This window comes from Algoriphagus sp. SE2, from assembly GCF_039563885.1.
Lineage (GTDB): Bacteria > Bacteroidota > Bacteroidia > Cytophagales > Cyclobacteriaceae > Algoriphagus.
Map to the genome: position 1 here is coordinate 152,406 of NZ_JBCLWJ010000001.1, position 19,449 is coordinate 171,854.

The following is a 19,449-nucleotide window of genomic DNA, read 5'->3' on the forward strand; positions in this document are numbered from 1 at the left end:
GGGGAGGGAATTTTCAGTTTTATAAGGTGAAGGAGTAACTACCACTTTTTATTTACGTCACTGCCTGCCCTCCGGTAGGCGGGCGATGTGAGGAACAGCCTGCCCCGTACAATTGTCGGGGGCGGCTTGGCAGTCTCAATAATTAAACCTTTACTATTCACGGGATTGCTTCTCCGCCTGTGGCGGATCGCAATGACGGACAAAATTGTAATCACAAATGGTATTTGAGGAGCTTCCCTTAAACTAACCGGTTTTTGAGCTGCATGTAGATCCGTTAAGAAAATCAATTAGCCACGATCTTGCTTCGGGAATCCATTGATTTTTAGGATTTACAATCCCGCACGGTTCTTTATTGGACTTCAATGTTGCTGATGACTATCTATTCAAAGGCACGTCTTTAATTTATTCTCCACAAAAAAGCCGGTCAAAATTTGACCGGCAATGTTGTGATAAGCTCTTAAATCAATTGTTCTTTAGTCCTTTAGCCGTCCTATCTTCATAGGGAGGTGCTGGAGTCATTTGAGAAGGTTGGGATGGAATCAGCTTCAGAACTTCCTGAACGACACGTTCCATTTGTGGATCTCTCCCTTCCATCATCAGATTTGGATCATCCCAGACTACAATATCAGGACTGACACCCTCTCCTTCCCAAAACCAATGGCCGGCATTGTCATATAACCTAGCATCAGGGACAGTAATTCCTCCACCATCAATCAATTGGTGACCTGTTGCTGGACCTACCAAGATTCCAAGTGTGTTTTCTCCTACGATCGGCCCTGCATTCAACACTTTAAACGCCCAAGGAAGGCCATCTCCTCCTGAACCTGCCCAGCCATTTATCAGCATACCCATTGGCCCGGTATTGGCCTTGATCGGGTTGGTATGGTCCCTGCCATTTCTCCAATGCAAATTATACACAACTGGACGGAGCAATAATTCTAAAAACCGATCAGCCAACTGCCCTCCACCATTGAATCTCTCATCAATAATGAATCCCTTCTTATCCAGTTGCCCATAATACATACTGATGAGTTCACGCTGTCCATCCCCGGCTGTATTGGACATGTAGATATAGCCCAATTGCCCATCAGATAGCTTTTCCACTAGTTTTCGGTTGTTTTCTACCCACTCGAGGTAAATCAAATCCCTTTCTTCATTAGGAGTGAGGCAAGTAATTACAATATTTTTTGAATCTTCTGTAGTACCATTTCTCTGTCCAATAGTCAAGGAAACTGTTTTACCGCTTAGGCCTTCGAAAGCAGCATACGGATCTTTTTTAGGATCTAATTTTATTCCATTGACGGCTAGGATAAAGTCCCCTTCCTTTACCTCCACGCCCGGACGATCAAAAGGGGATCTTACCTCTGTATTCCAGGAAGATGGCCTGACAATCCTGCCTATTTTATATCTATCCCCTTCCTTTTCCCATTTGATACCAAGAAACCCAGTCAAAATCGGTGTTACTGACTCATTATCCCCTCCTCGCGTATAGGTGTGCCCCGCCGCCAACTCTGCTTGCATATTGGATTGGATATTGGAAACATCCCATCTGGTTCGTGCATCTTTTAACAATGCACCATATCTTTTACGCATATCCTCCCAATCGACTCCCTGCATATTAGGATCATAAAAGAAATCACGATATCGACGCCAAGTATCGTTGAAAATCTGATTCCATTCATCCTTAGCCACCCAATTCATAACCAATCCACCGGTGGGTACGGGCTTTTCGATTTTTTGTCCCGGATTAGTAGCAATCACAGCATACTGCCCATTACTGAATACGAGAATGGATTTCCCATCTGCACTGACAGTATAATTGTTAACTTTTTCCAGAATGACTTTCTCTTCCCTTTCCTGAATATCATAAAATGAAAGAGTTGATCCTGAAGCACCGGATCCTGTTCTCGGGTTCCTTTGGTAGATCAACTTACCCCCAATAGCTTCCATTTTTCCAAAATTCCCAGGCTTGACCGGAAGCAAGACAATACGGGATTCCAGACCGTCAAAATCAATACTGACCTGCACATCTTCTTCCTTATTTTCCTCGGATTTTTTATCAGATGAAATTGATAACGAATCGTTTTTGGGAGAAATCAGAGAGGCAGTAGCTTTAGTCAGACTGACCGCGGCAAGCTGGGTAGTATTGGCATAAACCCAGGTTCCATCCCCCAAATCCGAATAAATAGATTCCATATTTCTGTTTGTCTGAAAAAAAAGATACTTCCCATCCTTACTGAATACCGGAGAGGAATCCTCATAAAAACCTGAAGTGGCTTGAGTTAATTTTTCAGTTGCAGTATCATAGATAAATATGGCTTGGTTTGCATTTTCCTGCCCTATTGTGAACGTCAGATATTTTGAATCCGGAGACCAATTGATGGGATAGTATGGTGATCCATTATGACCTACTATCCATTTTGTATTTCCAATTTTTTTAATATTTCCCGAAGCAACATCAACAATAGATATATCATACTTTTCGTCGAGGAATGCTATTTTCTTGCTATCTGGAGACCAATATAAGGTATATCCAAAACCGGATTTCCGATCTGTTAGTTTTCTGGACTCTTGACTGCCTTGTGATTCTTGAAGGTGAATTTCAAATTCTCCTGAACGGTCGGACCAGAAAGCAATGTTCTGCCTATCAGGGGACCAAGCAGGACTGTGATCAAATGCACCGCTCGATTGGGTCATGTTGATAGTAAAACCTTCCTTTGCAGGAGTATTAAACAGTTCACCTCTGGCCTCCAAAATCACCCGCTTTCCATCGGGAGACACGGTCATGTTCTGAATATTCTTGCTAACATCCCTGAGTTGAGTAATTTCTTTCGAAAGATCTGAAACGACCTGAATGTCAATCTTCTTGTAATCCTTGCCTGCCAAATCCATCAAATACAAATCTCCTCCCATTTCAAATACCAAGTCTTTATCACTGGCTGAAAGGTATGATACATCAAAATCCTTAAAATCAGTCAATTGGGAAATGCTTTTAGATTGTGTATCGTAAGACCATACGTTGAGACGCATTTCGGGATTATCGTCAGAAAGAAAATATACAGTGCTTCCCGACCAAGCAGGCTTACCGTCGATTGCAATCCGATTGGTAATATTTTCAACCTGGTTTGAGGCTAAATCATAGATTAATATGTCAGAATTGTTACCGCTACGAATTCTTTTGAAGGGATAGTTTTCAGTGATTTTTGTAATGTAGGCAAGTTGCTTACCATCTGGTGAAAAACTCCCAAGTTCTCCATAAGGCAAAGGAAGTTTTTCAGGAAAGCCTCCATCCTTATCGACAAGGAAAAATTGATTAAGAAGCCTCCTACCACCCAATTCACCAGTGGAGGCAATCAACAACCGCTTACCATCAGGATGCCAATCAATCATCCTATCGGGAAATGATTTGTATGTTACTCGGGTTGGTACTCCTCCAGTCACAGGCATGGTATAAACATCCTCATTACCATTGTAACTAGCAGAAAAAGCAATGTAAGCCCCATCAGGCGAAAACCTAGGCCAGGATTCCTCTCCTGGTGAGTTGGTCAACTGGACAGCCAAACCTCCCTCTTTGGGTACCAACCAAATATCTCCTCCGTAAACAAAGGCAATTTGGGAGTCTGAAACATCCATGTATCGCATCAATTTTGCATTAATCTGTCCAAAAGAAGGAAAGATCATGCTTGTAAAAAGGAAAAAAAGCAAAAGTTTCTTCATGATTTCTAGTAGGATTTTTATAAAAGTTAAGAATTTATTAAAGTTTTCCCCCTCTGGTTATAGTAGAATATGAATATTCCTTGGTGTAGTTTGAAACCACACCATTTTATTTTTTGGAATTTATTATTCCTACCCCCTCCCCCCTCTCTATACCCCCCCAGGGGGGTCAAAAGAATCTCGCGAGATGCTTTTTGTATATAGCGAGACTCTTTTAGTATCAAACGAGATACTTTTTATATCTCCCTAGACCCTCTGAGTATCTTCGGAGATACTTTTTGGTTCATGTGAGATTCATTTTGTATCTCGCGAGACTCTCTGAGTATTTCGCGAGATACTTCGAGTTTCAATCAACACCTAAAAAGAGTCTTGCATGAATCAACTTTGGTATCGCGAGATTGATTTTGAGTATCTGGATATTGAACAAGCATCTAAAATGGAGAGCATCTTCCCTACCCAAAGAAAAATCTTCCTGAAATAGCATACTCGTACGTAAGGCATAGGGAGAATTGGGGGAATTGGCCCTTTGGGATGTTAAGACAAAAAAGAAACTTTCGTATTTCTTTCAACCGGGACCTATCCTTATTTTTGTAAAGCTTGTGCTCGAGGATCTTACCCCAGTGGATCCTCTAAGGACCCAGAACTAAACCCCGAATAATTGGAAAACTTAATTCTTGTCGCTGCAATTCTTGGTCTGCTAATTGGACTTGCAATGATCTCCAGGGTTTTTACAGAAACCAAAGACGATTTTTTCATTGGTCTTGTGGTTCTCATGTTAACTCTTGAACTGCTATTTTCCTGGGGTTTTTATTCTGGCTATAATAATTCCGAAGGTGCTGTTCCATTCTGGAAATTGCTGAACTACCTCCTAATCCCTCCTTCCATTTGGCTCTTTGTCCAATACAATACCGATGACAACTTCAAGTTTCAGGGCTGGCATTTCACCCTATTTATCCCTGCATTACTAGCCTACCTGATTGAACTACTGGCCAGTTGGAGCTCTATTTCTTTGAAAGAGTATGAAGTTTGGTTTTGGTTCACAGATATCCTCCCCTTGCTTGGTCTGATTTATGTCATCGGGATATTTTGGATCCAATACCGCAAGTTGTACCATCTTCGAGCCATCCCCGCTGGAAAGGATACGAGCATTCAAAGAGCCAAGCTATTTTTACTCATGACTAGTCTTACTTTATTAGCACTCTTTTGGCTTTTTTTCTCATTCATTGGCTGGCGACATTTTGAGATCTTGGAATACCTACTCATTTTCTTCTTTTTTGGATTTGCTTTCCTTCATTTCTTGGAAGGACGAACCTTTCCCGCCTTGAATTTGGAATCAAAACAGCAGGAATTCCCCCAATACAAGGATCCTGAAAATCTGCAATTATTAGAGGAACTGATGAAAGAAAAAAAGCCTTTTCTTATGCCCTCCTTCCCCCTACAGGAACTGTCGAAGGAGGTCCATTTGCCTCCTCGGTACGTTTCCTTTTTGATCAACGAATACCATGGAAAAAACTACAAAGAGTACATCAATAGCTATCGAATTCAGGCATTTCTAGAAAAGGCCAGGTCAGAAGAAAATAATTATAAAACCTTATTGGGTCTGGCATTGGAATCTGGCTTCAGCAGCAAATCCACCTTTAACCAAGTGTTTAAAAATCAAATGGGCCAGTCCCCTTCAGAATATTTGAAAAACCCGCCCTCTAGTAGGTCCTAAAATCGGATTTGGAAGTCCAAAAAAATGTTTTCGGTCGATTGGGTCCATTGCTTTGCCTTGCTTTGGAAAAAAATAGCGATGAAAAAAGCCTTTTTACTATGGACCCTATTCTGCTGTGTGGGTGTCCATGCCCAAACTATTGAAATCCGATTCAATAAAAACATTGAGCTCCTTGGATACCTCATTGAATTGGGTGATCCTTCTGAAAATGATCCGAATCATCCGATTTCTATTGCAATCAACCAATTTCCTGAGGACAAAAATAATCCAGCGTTGGCTAAGCTTTTCGAGTTGGGCGAAACTATGGATTATTCCACGCTTGTCCAGTTGATGTATCGTTTACCGGAATTTCCTCATAAAGAAGGAATGGAGTATTCGGATGAAATTTTAAGTAGCACAGCCTTTGATCCCAAGCTCATTCAATCCATTTTTGAACAAGTCAACCAGTTCTCAAAATTATCTCATTTTGATGAACTATGGGATAACCTGGAAGCAGCAAGATCAGCCACTTCCAGCCTATTGGATGAACGCAAGCCTTCCATGGAGCTTATCACCGAATTGGAGCGTTTTTATGGACAGTCTTATGCAGCATACGAAATAGTGCCTAGCCTCACCCTTTGGTCAGGTTCTGGTTTTGGGATTCGAAGCCAGGAAGAAAATAAAGCCACTTTTGTCTTGGGTCCGTTGGTAAAAAATTATGATTTCACCAGCGAAGTATTTTCTAGCCTGACCATTCATGAGTTTGGCCACTCCTTTGTCAATCATATCGTAGAAGAAAACAGCGATATCATCAGTAAAACGAGTGAACTTTTTGAGGAGATCGAGTCCTCGATGAGGCAGCAGGGATACACTAACTGGCCTACTTGTGTCCTAGAGCATTTTGTAAGAGCAGGGGAAGTGATCATCCCGGAACTAATGGGAGACCATACTACCAGTCAATCCAATCTTCAGTATCATACGATAGAAAAGGATTTTATCTACTTAGAATACCTGATTGATCGTCTTAAGGAATACCGGTTGAACCAAGGACTCCTCTATTCAGAGGCAGTCAGCAACACTATGAAGGACTTCCAAATCAAACTTCAGCCTGAGAACGATCAGGTGGAAACTATACAAGGGGTGGTTCAAAGGAAAGAATCAAACGAGCCCATTCCATTTGCACATATCGGAGTTCCAGGTAAAAACCTGGGCACTATTTCAAGGCCAGATGGATCCTTTGAGATAGATTTATCGCAAGCCTCGCCTACCGATAGCCTGGTATTTTCTTCCCTCGGCTTTCTAAGAAAAGCATTTCCTGTCTCAGACTTGACAACTTATTTAGATGTTTCACTGGAGGAGGAAGCTAATCTGCTCCAGGAAGTTGTGGTTACAGCCAAAAGAGAACAGGCCAAGTCAAAAAAGTTGGGTAGGATTAAACCAAGTAAAAGAACACGAGGACAAAATGGATTGAAGGAATTTGGTTTTGGAGGAGAGCAAGGAATAAGAATTAAAGCCACGCAGCCCTATCTTCTTGAAGAAGTTTCCTTTCACATGCGGTTTAATACCGTAGATTCAGCGCTTTTCCGACTCAACATCTATCGCGTGGATGAAGATGGGCTCCCCGAAAAATCACTCCTGAAGCAAGACCTATTTGTAAAGTCAAAAAAGGGACAAAAGTGGATTAGAAAGGAGCTTGAAGCAAATAGCCTACTCATCGATCAAGACCTAGTCATCACCTATGAGGTAGTTCAGGTATGGTTCAGCGATACCTCTACTAATGCCCTCTACCTAACCTTTGGAAAAGGATACCCGGAAGGAGGCGCTTTCTTACGAAGGTCAAGTATGGATCAATGGATTACTGAAACCCCCGATGCTTTTCCAATTACCCTTTACGTGTCAGTTAAAGTATACGAGGATGGAGAACAGTGATTGGATTTGAAAAGCACATGAAAACATGTAGAATCATCCTTATAGGTAGCTGGCCGCTTGCGATCTAGCGACTAATTACTATCCCGCCTGACGCAGCCATAAATCCTCCTACCGCTCCAAGGATATTTAGCGTACAATGGATGACTATGGCCACATAAACATTCTTGGTTTTCCAAGCAACAAAACTTAAAACTATGCCCACGGCCATCGTAGCCAAGAAATTATGGGGTTGCCAAAAATGATACAAGCCGAAGAGAGATCCATTGACCAAGGGAGCCCAATTTTTCAAGAAAGCCATTCTAGGTAGTAAGTATCCCCTGAAAAAGAGCTCTTCAGCGATCGGGCCAATCAAACCGTCCACCACTATCCCAATTAGAAATGTGTTGGCAATCAGTTGGATATTCTCAGTCCCGTATAAGGGATTGAAATACCATTCAGGAAGCCATCCGAACCAGTTTTCTCGCAAGAAAAGACCGACGGGATACAAGGGAAGGTAAACAACGGCGCAGGCAAGAAGCCCAAAAAGGGACCATGCGATGAACGATTTAGGGGATAGTCTTTGCCGAAATAGAATGAGATCTTGAATGGGCACAGATTGTTTTCGGGCACTAATCTTCAGGTGAGCGAATACCAAGGGGGCAAGAATAAAAATCTCAGCAGCCAGTAAAACTGAGATTCCCGGAAATCCTGCATGTATAATCATTGGGCTGAACCCAATGTAAAACAAGGTGATGATTACACCCACATAAAAATGATTCACCAACAATGACGGAATAGCGAGTTGTTCGATGGAGTTTTTCATTTGTTTTTTGAACAAAGCTCCGTGAAAGAGGGATGCAAATCGACCGAATACACGAATTCGAACTAATTTTATGATCACTTTTTTTTGCGATTCCGGTATTCAGAGGGTGTTTGACCCATTCGTTTCTTAAACTCGGTATTAAAGGAGGATTTGGAGTTGAACCCAACTTGATAAAGAACTTCTAACACGGTAAGGCCAGAATCCTTTTCGGTATCAAATATATGGCAGGCCTCTTTAATTCTGTAATTGTTTACCAAGTCGTAAAAATTCTTTTTCATGAGCTTATTGATTGACTTGGATACAATTCTATCAGAACTATTGATTTCCATTGCCAGCTCTTTGATCGTTAACTCCGGACGAATAAAGAGTTTTTTTCCTGATAAGGCCTCCTGAATTTTAGCGCTGACTTTTACCAATTCTTCCATAGAAGGCTCGTTTCCTATCTCTGAATGCGATGAAGTCTGAAACATCGGCTGACTCATTGCCTGAAGGATCAGTCGCCCCATAAATACTACAGAAATTACACTTAGAGAAAGGAGCAGCATCGCAAAAACTTCTTTTAAGCCCAAGTATTGAACAATTGCCACCAAAAGTGAAATCAGAAAGACGATGACCACCGTTTGGATCATGCGTTTGGACCAATCAATATCAATGGAAGAATAGTATTGCTTCAGTTGGTCAATGTGTCGTGTTAACGTTCGATTTGCAAAAATTGAATAAATCAGCAAATGTGCGAAAAACGGTAGGATGCCTATCAACAGGATAAAATTCTGGTCCAAATTCCGAATGGAATCTATCATCGAAACGATTTCAGTATCAGAAGTTCTGAAATGAAAAATAACTACCAGAACCTCGAAAATTAGGAAAGGCAGGAGATGCAAAAAGAGACGGAAGTTCCAATTCCATTGTTTGGCAATGAGTTGCAAAGTGAAAAAATAAAGAAGAGGTCCGTACAAAAGCGCAAATGGATCCTCCCAAAAAGCCCACCTTGGAAAATCCCTTAGCGTGCCATTGAAGAGCAGAATCCCATCTGTAAAATTTAGAGCAAGAAGGATAAAAAATAGCCCCAACCATCCAAAGCCATTGCTCAGAGACTTTTTTGTGGATATAAGAAAAATTCCAAGTACACAAAAAAGGCAGATATTACAAATGAGAAGTGCTTCAAGGTACTTCATAGAGTTACAATGGCGAGGTTGCTACAAAACAATAGGCTTTGTTATCATAAAATAATGAATACAGGTCAAATAGTAACACTCGGTACCTTTAGAAACCAGGTCTGGAACTGAAAATAGACTAACAATTGGGAATTTTATCATAGGTTGAATCTTCCCAGCAGATTCTTTGTAGTACAACCTGAATTTGGTAAATTTTATAACCTAAACACGCCATTTTTAATACTGAATTATAACTATTCGGCAAATGCAACTTCTTGATGAACTAGAAGTGATCCATAAAGGAAAAACGAAGACAGCTGGGTTATATCATGGTGACTTAACGAATTTGACACCAAATGAATTTTTTCGATTTACTGGTAATTTCTGCTTTCCCCAATAACTATATTCCTATTCCAACCTCCATGGTCAAGACACTGGACAGAAAAGGTCTGTCGGTGGAAAGGGTAGTTAAAGAAAAGAAATAGATTATTCTTAATTCTATTCCCAATTTTAGGTATACAATTTAATCAAGATTTCAGAAATGATGCGCTTCTTCTCACCAGTACTATTCTTTATCCTTTTCAGCTTTGGATACTGCCTTTCTGCATATGCACAGCAGGATATTACTTCTCTAAAAGTCATGACCTATAATATCTGGAATGGCTTTGATTGGGGGAAAGATTCTACCCGTCAGGAAAACCTGATTCAATGGGTGAAAGAGCAAAAACCGGATGTCTTGGCATTACAAGAACTTTGCGCTTACGATGTGGATAAGTTGAAAAAGGATGCAGCAAAATGGGGGCATCTATATGTACAAATTTTGAAAGATAAAGGTTATCCAACAGCCCTCACATCCAAAGAACCCATAAATCTAATTGAAAAAAATGTGGATAACTTTTGGCATGGACTCTTACATGTACAGACCTATGGGATTGATTTTTTTGTCGTACACCTATCCCCGTCGGATGTGGATATCCGTTTGAGAGAGGCCCAAAAAATCAAATCAAGGATTCAGGAGTTATCCACAAACGATTATATCATTTTGGGAGATTTCAATGCCCATTCCCCTTTTGATGCCTATTGGTTGGAAGCGAGAACGACCCTTAAAACCAAGATGGCAAATGAGAAAAATGGCACTTATTCCAATATGCGCCTGGGTGAATTCGACTATGCATCCATGTCTGAATTCTTATCCATTCCAGCCATTGATGTGAGCTTGGGAAAAGCAGATCGGGAAGTGAGTTTTACGTTTCCTACTCCGGCATTGATTGGCTTATACGATCAAACTGAAGAAACCATCCTTCAAAATCGAGTTCGTATTGATTATATTCTTGCAAGTCCTACTTTGTCAAAAACTTGCATCGAAGTGAAAATATTTAATCAGGGAACCCCCGAAAAGCTTTCGGATCATTTTCCGATGATGGCGGTTTTCCGGTTAAATCAATAGGTCTGAAATGTTCAATTTCAAATAGATTAATACCTTTACCACTCAAGTAAAATAATTCTTGCTTCACCATTTTTAACAAGGAGAACTCCTCTTTTTTTGAATTGGGAGCGTTACTTTTAACTATGATTAGAAGCAAAATCCAACTGGTAGTAGGCTTTGGAGTTGGTCTAATGGTCATGGGGTGCAGTTCCTCTTCCTTGATCACAGCTCCTCCAATCGCTTATAGTAATACCAGTCCAAAAGAAGCCGAACTCACTGACCCAGAATCCAGACATTGGGGTCATTTAGATTTACAAAAAGACACCATACCGGGCATGAGTGTGGATCGTGCCTATGCGGAGCTTTTGAAAAAGAAAAAAGGGGAAGAAGTTATCGTAGCCGTGATTGATTCAGGCATAGATCTAGATCATGAGGATATTAAGGATGTTCTTTGGACTAATCAAGACGAAAAACCAGGTGACGGAATTGACAATGACGGAAATGGTTATATCGACGACATTCATGGCTATAATTTCTTGGGAGATTCATACAATGAGCAAATGGAAATGGCTCGGATTCTTCGCTTAAAAATCGGTGACGAAGCCTATCAATCCGCTGCGAGAACCAAATTAAACGAAATGCTTCCTGAAGCCAGAGCTGCGCTTCCTCAGTTAAAGCAGATTGAAGCTTTGGTCACTTTGGCTGATGAAAACATTAAATCAGCTTTAGGAAAAGAATATTATTCTTTGGCTGATTTACAAAGATATCAGCCTAAAAACATGCAGGAAGAGCGCTTGATCGGAATGCTATCCCAAGTGATAAGTACTGGGCAGGAGATTCCGGAAGCAATCAAAGACCTTCAAGATGGAATCAAGTACTACGAAACACTGGTAAACTATCACCTGAACGTGGATTTCGATGGTCGAACCCCTGTTGGAGATGATCCTTATGACTATTCCGATCAGGATTATGGCAATGGAGATCCGAACATCAAAGATCCGGATGAAAGCCACGGTTCGCATGTGGCTGGGATCATCGCTGCAACCAGAAAAAACAAAAAGGGAGTTGATGGAGTGTCTTCCAATGTTAGAATCATGTCCATCCGAGCTGTTCCAAATGGGGATGAATACGATAAGGACATTGCATTAGCGATTCGGTATGCCGCAGATAATGGCGCCAAAGTTATCAATGCCAGCTTCGGAAAGGAATTTTCTCCCAATTCAGAATGGGTGTATGATGCTTTGGACTATGCTGCTTCAAAAGATGTGCTGTTTGTACATGCGGCAGGAAATGACGGCCTTGACTTGGATTCGCCAGAGAACGCAAATTTTCCGAATGATAAACCTAATGGTAAGTTGGGAGAATTCGAAGATAATTACATTACTGTGGGAGCTTTGACTCCATTATATGGCCCAGAGATGATTGCAGTATTTTCCAATTATGGAAAAGAAAATGTGGACATCTTTGCACCGGGAGATGAGATTTATTCTACCATGCCCAATGACCAATATGAGTTTCAGGGCGGAACTTCAATGGCGGCTCCCGCAGTCGCAGGCTTGGCAGCCATGATCCGTTCCTATTTTCCCAACCTAAGTGCGGCGCAGGTTAAACAAGTCATTATGGAATCTGGAATTTCTCCTGATATAAATGTGAATGTAGGGGGAGAAGAGAAATCCTTCTCAGAAATTTCAAAATCTGGAAAAATCGCGAATCTATACAATGCTTTGATTTTGGCTAGTGAGGTGGCCAAAGGAAGAGTAAGCTTATAGTAGCATGATTTCAGTTCAATACCTAAAATGATGTCAATGATAAAACTGAAATAAAAATTAAAAAACATTAAATCAGTCAGTTATATTAGAGTTGATCATCATAGTATAGAAATCATGAATGAAGAAAATTATATAGCCGAACGAGTCGATAAACAATTGGATTGGTATGAAGAAAAAGCAGCATTAAACAAAAAGCTATTTATCTGGAAAGAAGGTCTGGTAATCTCTTTTGCTGCTCTTATTCCATTTATATTAGTTTGGGATCCTTTAGAATCTGGAAAAATATTGAGTGCTGCCCTTGGCATGTCAATTACCATATTGAGTGGTGTTGCAAGCACGATGAAATTGGAGAAAAAGTGGACTGAATACAGGACCACTGCAGAAACATTAAAGCATGAAAGGTTTTTGTATTTCACCAGATCTGGACACTATCAAAATCCCAAACCCTTATTTAATGAATTTGTACAAAGAGTTGAGAATATCATAAGCAAAGAAAACTCTTTCTGGAATCAATACATTGTAAAGAATAATAATGAAAAGGAAGACCAGGAAATCAAACCCTCTTAAAAATTCCTACAAAGCATGATTAATCACTTTTGAAGAAGGAATTTTTTATTATACTTCATCTTCTTTATGTAATTTGAAGAACTCTATTCATTATAAATATTACGCCTAGGTTTCATAAAAGCAATAAAGCCCATCCTATAATCATAAGATGGGCTTTATCCTGTTATAAGATGCTTGAATTAACTACACGCTATCTTATTTACTCGATTTTGGTGCCTTCCTCCTTCAAACTCAGTTGTGAGGAAGATTTCTGCTAATTTTTCTGCTAATTCATAGGTAATAAAGCGGGCAGGTAATGCAAGGACATTGGCATTATTGTGCATTCTAGCCAATGCTGCCAGCCCTTCATTCCAACAAAGTGCTGCTCTTATTCCCTGATGTTTATTGGCGGTGATTGCAACTCCGTTTCCACTTCCGCAGATCACAATTCCAAACTCATACTCACCAGCTTCTATTGCTGAACTCAAGGGGTGTACATAATCAGGGTAATCTACAGAGGCATCCGAAAAGGGTCCAAAATCCTTTACTTCATATCCTAAGGATACAAGCTTATCGATCATTTTAGCCTTGTATTCAAATCCTGCATGATCACCTCCTATTGCTATTTTCTTTGCCATAATTTCTACAAGACGGTGGACGATAGAAAGAAGATCTCCGAAGGATCCCCTTTCATGTCTTTAAATTTTATGTTCTGTATATCTTAACTCTTTCAATTTATAATCAATCCCTATCTCCCATTGCATCAGCAATATCCTCTTCTTCTCTTTTCAGGGCTCTCTTTTTTTCTAATCTCTTAGCAATCTGAATACCTGCTTCATATAACACTAAAATAGGCATTGCAATCAAAATCTGACTGATAACATCGGGAGGAGTAATTACCGCTGCAAGAACCAGGATTACTACTATTGCGTGTCTTCTATAAGATCTCAACATTCCTGAAGTCACCAAACCTGACATTGCTAAGAAATATACAACTACAGGCAGCTGGAACATGATAGCCGAAGCCAAAACCAGCATGGTCAGAGTAGAAACATAGGAGGTAATATCAAATTCATTAAGTATGGATGGATCCAACTGATAATTTGATAGGAAATTAATGGATAAAGGTGAGAGGATATAATATCCAAATGCTGCTCCTAAGAAGAATAATAAACTTACGAAAAATACTGCTCCACGGGCTGCATTTTTCTCTTGATCATAAAGACCAGGACTGATAAATCTCCAAATTTCCCAGAAAACAAAAGGAAACGCAGCTATGAACCCTACCACAAAACTGGAAGTCATGTGCATGGTAAACTGCCCTGTCATTTGCCTACTTTGGATCGTAAAGGGTAATTCATCGATACAAAGTGCAGCCATCCCAAAATAGTCACTGACATTGCAAAGCCAACGGTAAGTAATAAAATCGACCTTTGAGGGGCCAAGTATTACTATTCCAAACACAAACCCTTTTGCAATAAAAGCCGCAACTGATAGGATTAAAATAGCGGAAATGGACCGAAGTAGATGCCAACGAAGCGCCTCCAAATGGTCCAAAAAGGACATTCCTTCTTCTTCCTCCTCTTGATATTGATCTAATGCCACGGGTGGTATTTTATTCTAGTATAATGGAAACTGATTCATCCAAGCGTTTACTTCACTTCGGATTTTTGACAATTCTGTCTCATTTTCATGATTAGTTAATGCGCTGTCAATCAAATCAACGATCTTAATCATGTCATCTTCTTTAAGCCCTCGTGTAGTGATGGCCGCAGTTCCAACTCTCATTCCCGAAGTAACGAACGGAGATTTTGTATCGAATGGAACCATATTTTTATTGATGGTGATATCTACCTTCCCAAGAGTTTGCTCAGCAATTTTACCAGTAAGGTTTTTATTTCTTAGATCAATTAACATCATATGATTATCAGTTCCTCCTGATATGATCTCATATCCTAAACTTACGAACCTATCTGCCATTACGGATGCATTCTTTTTTACTTGTAGCACATAATGCATGTATTCATCTGAAAGCGCCTCTTCAAAAGCGATTGCTTTAGCTGCAATGATATGCTCCAATGGTCCTCCCTGAGTCCCTGGGAAAACTCCCATATCCAACAAGGAAGACATCTTTTTGATTTCTCCTTTAGGAGTAGTCAAACCCCAAGGATTATCAAAATCTTCTCTCATTAGAATCAAACCGCCTCTAGGTCCTCTCAATGTCTTGTGGGTTGTCGTGGTGACGATATGACAATGGTCTAAAGGATCATTTAAAAGACCTTTTGCAATTAATCCAGACGGATGGGAAATATCAGCTAATAAAATTGCGTCAACTTGGTCAGCTATTTCTCTCAACCTTGCATAATCCCAATCGCGTGAATAAGCAGAAGCACCGCAAATAATCAATTTTGGAGATACAGCCAGTGCTTTCTCCTCCACTTTGTCATAATCAATTCTCCCAGTCTCTTTTTCCACTCCATAAAAATGAGGCTCATATAATTTACCTGAGAAATTCACCGGAGAACCGTGTGTCAAGTGACCTCCATGAGAAAGGTCAAATCCTAGAATTGGATCGCCTGCACTTAGACATGCAAGGAAAACAGCAGCATTTGCCTGAGCACCCGAATGTGGCTGAACATTAGCCCAAGTGGCACCGAAAAGCTGCTTGGCACGATCTATCGCTAACTGCTCAATTTCATCCACCACTTCACAGCCGCCATAATATCTTTTTTTCGGCAAACCTTCTGCGTATTTGTTCGTCAATACGCTACCAGCAGCCTCCATTACTTGTTTGCTTGTAAAGTTTTCTGAGGCAATTAATTCAATTCCTCTCTTTTGTCTGTCCTCTTCTTGGGCAATTAGGTCAAATATTACCGTATCTCTTTTCATATTCAGGGGTTTGAAAGCGGATTAGCTAAGATAATGAGCCACTTGATCAAGCTCAAAAACGAGCCCAAAAATAGCCTGAAAGTCTTGATATTCCAATCCAAAAACAGCTTAGATGCAAGATTAAAGATTTACTTTCCCGGATTCACTATTTTTGTAGCATGTTTGATTTTAAATTCACTCCTGAAACCTATTTCAAAGAGGGAGTTACTTCCGTCTTATTGGTAAAATTACAGTACCCGGAAAGTCAATGGGGTGAACAAATCAGTATTTATGCCCATTTCATAGAAAATAAAATTCACTTTGAAGCGGTTGATTTCTATGGAAATGATTTTATGCTTTATCCATCATCTAGCTTTGAACCATTAAATTTTGAAGATTTGGTTTATATGCTGGAAGGGATTCAAGTGAATCAGGACACAAACGAAGGAAATGTTGAAATTACCCTATATGGCATACCCCAAGCAGAAAGTAATTTCTATCCTGAAGTAGAAAAGTATTTTGAGGAAAAAAGAGAAAATGCAGGCTTAACTTAGAATTCCATTGAGTTTAGACTGCGATTTGATGCTTGGTGAGAGCGGAACCAATATTCATAAGTTGAGAAATCAACACATTCGTTTAATTCTATCCCTTGAAAAAAAATTTTCTTTATGCTATTGACTGGCAGCCAAGATTTAAACTGCTTTGCATGATTAGAATTTAACTGTGAAAGTTGAATCCATTTTACTCCTTCAATAGAAATAGGTACAAGTTTCGTCATATGATCACTATAAATTTGGATAAAAGTATACTGATTTTCAATGTCATACAAAATTTCAAAGTTAATTCTATGTTAATAACTATTCCATTTTATCCAAAAACCTCATGATACCTGTAGTCATTGCAGTATTAGGACTTTTTTTGGGATTATTTCTTCAATATAGAAAGGGTTTCCCTACTAAGGAGGCAACTAAATGGACAAATTTTTATTTATTGAACATTGTCTTGCCAGCTTTGGCTTTGCTTTACATTCCTCAGATCAAAACCGAATGGGCTTTATTGATTCCGATTTCAGCAGCATGGTTTACTTTCATCGGCTCTTGGATAATCTTTGGATTACTAGGCAAAATTTTCGATTGGGACAGGGGCTTAACAGGATGCCTCATCATCGTAGCTGGACTTGCCAACACCTCTTTTTTGGGGTTTCCCATAGTTGAGGGACTCTATGGCAAAGAAGGAATGCCAGTCGCCCTACTTATTGATCAAGGTGGCTCCTTCTTACTAGTTTCTTCCCTGTCAATTTTAGTTGGATCTCTTTACAGCCATAAACGTGGCAAACTCAGCAGTATTCCCTTAAAGATTATAAGTTTTCCACCTTTTGGCTTTCTTATGGGAACTTTGGTAATGAGTATCCTGGAAATATCTACCCCGGAGTTCCTTATGCCATTCTTAAAATTTATAGGTAGAACCATGGCTCCTTTAGCACTCTTTGCCATTGGGCTAAAATTTTCTCTGGATTTTGATTCCTTAAAATCAAGATATTTTTGGATGGGAATGGGTTATCGATTAATCCTTGCTCCAATCTTAGTCTGGATCATTTATAGAAACTTCCTTCCGACAGATGGTTTGACCTTCAAAGTAACTGTACTGGAAAGTGCGATGGCTCCCATGATAACAGGATCTATTGTCGCAATTAGTTTTGACTTGCGACCCAAATTAGCTACTCTCTTGGCAGGTTTGGGAATTCCAATTGCAGGAATAAGCGTCCTTGCCTGGTATTATTTATTAGGCTGATTTAAGCTCCAAACTGCTTGAAGTTCTTTCATAAATTCATTTTGAATACGCCCATTCGATGCTATAATTTCCCTTCCAAAAATAAAGTTATTTCCACCGGAGAAATCGGTGACAGTCCCTCCTGCTTCTTGAACAATAAGAGCACCTCCCGCAACGTCATAAGAGTTTAGATTATATTCAAAAAACCCTTCAATTCTTCCTGAAGCGACATAACATAAATCCGTGGCAGCACTTCCAAACCTTCTAAGGCCATGTGTTTTTTGCATCATCGATTTTAATGCAGCCAAATATTTATCTATCAATTCAAAATTGTAATAGGGAAAACCTGTCGCAATAAGAGAGGCCGACAAATCTGGTGCATTGCTTACTTTAATTCTTGTATCATTACAATAAGCCCCCCCTCCTTTTCTGGCATAGAAGCATTCATGTCTATTTACTTCATAGACAACCCCCAAAATAACCTGATCGTACTCCATCAGGGCAATACTTACGGCAAAGAATGGAACTCCATGTATGAAATTGGTGGTGCCATCCAGGGGATCAATCACCCAATTATACTTTTCAGCTCTTGTTGTATTCGTGCCTTCTTCAGTAATGAATCCTGCTTCACGTAAAATTTTTGAAAGGGCAGACACAATTTTCTGCTCCGCTTCTTTGTCTACATAAGATACCAGATCATTGAAGCCTTTGTGCTCCACTTTTCCCAAATCAAAATGCTGCCGTTCTTTTCTGATAAAAGAACCTACTTCTTTGGCTATTTCCTGTGTTTGCTCAAGGAGAACACTCAATTGGTCTAGGGTATTCATAAAATAAATGGATTTGAATTTAGGCTTTGGGATTTTTGCCTGCTACTACAAGAACAATTTCCCCTTTAACTGGATGGGTTTGATAGTATTCGATTAATTCTTTCAGTGTGCCCCTCGCGTTTTCCTCGTGTAACTTTGTCAATTCTCTTGAAACACAGGCTTGTCGATCCTCTCCAAAGGCTTCTGCGAGTTGTACCAGTGTCTTTTGGATTCTATGCGTAGATTCATAAAAAATCATGGTGCGGACTTCTTCAACCAAATTTTCAATTCTTGTTTTTCTCCCTTTCTTATGAGGTAAGAACCCTTCAAAGACAAATCGATCATTTGGTAACCCACTATTGACCAGCGCAGGGACAAAAGCAGTAGGACCAGGAAGGCATTGGACTTCAAGGCCTGCTTGTATGACTGCCCTCACTAATAAAAATCCTGGATCAGAGATAGCAGGAGTCCCTGCGTCACTGATTAAGGCAAAATGCTCACCGCCTTTCATTCGCTCCACCAATTTTTCAACAGCCTTATGCTCATTAAAAATATGATAGCTCTGTAAAGGCCTTGAAATATTTAGGTGTTTGAGGAGAATGCCACTTGTTCTTGTATCCTCAGCTAGGATCACATCGGCTTGCTTGAGAACTTCAATAGCCCTTAAAGTGATGTCCTGAAGGTTTCCTATCGGAGTCGGGACAATAAAAAGATTAGGATGAGAATCTTGGCTCATTTAAATATAGCATCAATAGCTTTCGCTAAAGAATGGTCTTTTTCTGTAACAGTATTGCCTTTATCATGTGTAGTAAGCTCAATTGTTACTTGATTGTAAACATTACTCCAATTCGGATGATGTTGAGCAGCTTCTGCCAAAAAAGCGACTCGGGTCATAAATGCAAAGGCCTCCTGAAAGTCTTTAAATTTGAATGTCTGCTTGAGTTTATTGTTTTCTTCTGTCCACATCTTTGG

Annotated in this window: 16 protein-coding genes; 7 read left to right on the forward strand and 9 right to left on the reverse strand. The window is 40.0% G+C overall.

Annotation, left to right across the window (positions count from 1 at the left end):
- Positions 1–462: 462 nt before the first annotated feature.
- Complete coding sequence (locus AAGF08_RS00555; protein WP_343508931.1) at positions 463–3,717, reverse strand: PDZ domain-containing protein; 3,255 nt, start codon at positions 3,715–3,717, stop codon at positions 463–465.
- A 655-nt stretch (positions 3,718–4,372) separates the two neighbouring features.
- Here AAGF08_RS00555 and AAGF08_RS00560 point away from each other — a divergent pair.
- The gene (locus AAGF08_RS00560; RefSeq protein WP_343508932.1) at positions 4,373–5,428 is read left to right on the forward strand and encodes a helix-turn-helix domain-containing protein; all 1,056 of its coding nucleotides are present in this window, start codon (positions 4,373–4,375) and stop codon (positions 5,426–5,428) included.
- Positions 5,429–5,506: 78 nt separating this feature from the next.
- A complete protein-coding gene (locus AAGF08_RS00565; RefSeq protein ID WP_343508933.1) occupies positions 5,507–7,336 on the forward strand; it encodes a DUF4932 domain-containing protein in 1,830 nt (609 codons plus the stop codon).
- A gap of 64 nt (positions 7,337–7,400) precedes the next feature.
- Here the strand turns inward: AAGF08_RS00565 and AAGF08_RS00570 are convergent, their stop codons facing one another.
- Both AAGF08_RS00570 and AAGF08_RS00575 read right to left on the reverse strand, forming a co-directional pair.
- Positions 7,401–8,138 (reverse strand): CPBP family intramembrane glutamic endopeptidase, encoded by a 738-nt coding sequence (locus tag AAGF08_RS00570; protein WP_343508934.1) that lies wholly within the window; start codon positions 8,136–8,138, stop codon positions 7,401–7,403.
- A 74-nt stretch (positions 8,139–8,212) separates the two neighbouring features.
- Positions 8,213–9,313: an AraC family transcriptional regulator gene (locus tag AAGF08_RS00575; protein ID WP_343508935.1), complete on the reverse strand. Its 1,101-nt coding sequence runs from the start codon at positions 9,311–9,313 to the stop codon at positions 8,213–8,215.
- Positions 9,314–9,833: 520 nt separating this feature from the next.
- Here AAGF08_RS00575 and AAGF08_RS00580 point away from each other — a divergent pair.
- From AAGF08_RS00580 to AAGF08_RS00590, 3 genes are all read left to right on the forward strand, one after another.
- A complete protein-coding gene (locus tag AAGF08_RS00580) occupies positions 9,834–10,739 on the forward strand; it encodes an endonuclease/exonuclease/phosphatase family protein (RefSeq protein ID WP_343508936.1) in 906 nt (301 codons plus the stop codon).
- Positions 10,740–10,861: 122 nt separating this feature from the next.
- Entirely contained in the window at positions 10,862–12,487 is a 1,626-nt protein-coding gene (locus AAGF08_RS00585) for a S8 family peptidase (RefSeq protein WP_343508937.1), read from the forward strand.
- Positions 12,488–12,601: 114 nt separating this feature from the next.
- Positions 12,602–13,054, forward strand: a complete 453-nt coding sequence (locus AAGF08_RS00590) for a DUF4231 domain-containing protein (protein ID WP_343508938.1) — start codon at positions 12,602–12,604, stop codon at positions 13,052–13,054.
- A gap of 179 nt (positions 13,055–13,233) precedes the next feature.
- On the opposite strand, the gene rpiB is transcribed toward AAGF08_RS00590, so the two are convergent.
- The 3 genes from rpiB to glyA form a co-directional block, all read right to left on the reverse strand.
- Positions 13,234–13,671: a ribose 5-phosphate isomerase B gene (gene rpiB, locus AAGF08_RS00595; RefSeq protein WP_343508939.1), complete on the reverse strand. Its 438-nt coding sequence runs from the start codon at positions 13,669–13,671 to the stop codon at positions 13,234–13,236.
- Positions 13,672–13,774: 103 nt separating this feature from the next.
- Positions 13,775–14,638 (reverse strand): twin-arginine translocase subunit TatC, encoded by an 864-nt coding sequence (tatC, locus tag AAGF08_RS00600; protein WP_343508941.1) that lies wholly within the window; start codon positions 14,636–14,638, stop codon positions 13,775–13,777.
- Positions 14,639–14,653: 15 nt separating this feature from the next.
- Positions 14,654–15,922: a serine hydroxymethyltransferase gene (glyA, locus tag AAGF08_RS00605; RefSeq protein ID WP_343508942.1), complete on the reverse strand. Its 1,269-nt coding sequence runs from the start codon at positions 15,920–15,922 to the stop codon at positions 14,654–14,656.
- A 158-nt stretch (positions 15,923–16,080) separates the two neighbouring features.
- Between glyA and AAGF08_RS00610 the strand changes: the two genes are divergently transcribed.
- On the forward strand, positions 16,081–16,455 hold the full coding sequence (locus AAGF08_RS00610) for a UDP-glucuronosyltransferase (RefSeq protein WP_343508943.1): 375 nt from the start codon (positions 16,081–16,083) through the stop codon (positions 16,453–16,455).
- 328 nt (positions 16,456–16,783) lie between these two features.
- Positions 16,784–17,692 (forward strand): AEC family transporter, encoded by a 909-nt coding sequence (locus AAGF08_RS00615; protein WP_343508944.1) that lies wholly within the window; start codon positions 16,784–16,786, stop codon positions 17,690–17,692.
- Here the strand turns inward: AAGF08_RS00615 and AAGF08_RS00620 are convergent.
- The 3 genes from AAGF08_RS00620 to AAGF08_RS00630 are packed head-to-tail and all read right to left on the reverse strand — an operon-like array spanning position 17,677 to position 19,443.
- Complete coding sequence (locus tag AAGF08_RS00620; protein ID WP_343508945.1) at positions 17,677–18,498, reverse strand: inositol monophosphatase family protein; 822 nt, start codon at positions 18,496–18,498, stop codon at positions 17,677–17,679. The two genes, AAGF08_RS00615 and AAGF08_RS00620, sit on opposite strands and share 16 nt — an antisense overlap.
- Before the next feature lie 19 nt (positions 18,499–18,517).
- Entirely contained in the window at positions 18,518–19,213 is a 696-nt protein-coding gene (gene rsmI / locus AAGF08_RS00625) for a 16S rRNA (cytidine(1402)-2'-O)-methyltransferase (protein WP_343508946.1), read from the reverse strand.
- Positions 19,210–19,443, reverse strand: coding sequence for a 4a-hydroxytetrahydrobiopterin dehydratase (locus AAGF08_RS00630; protein ID WP_343508947.1), 234 nt, complete (start codon positions 19,441–19,443; stop codon positions 19,210–19,212). The genes rsmI and AAGF08_RS00630 overlap by 4 nt, the downstream gene beginning before the upstream one ends.
- Between the last annotated feature and the right edge of the window lie 6 nt (positions 19,444–19,449).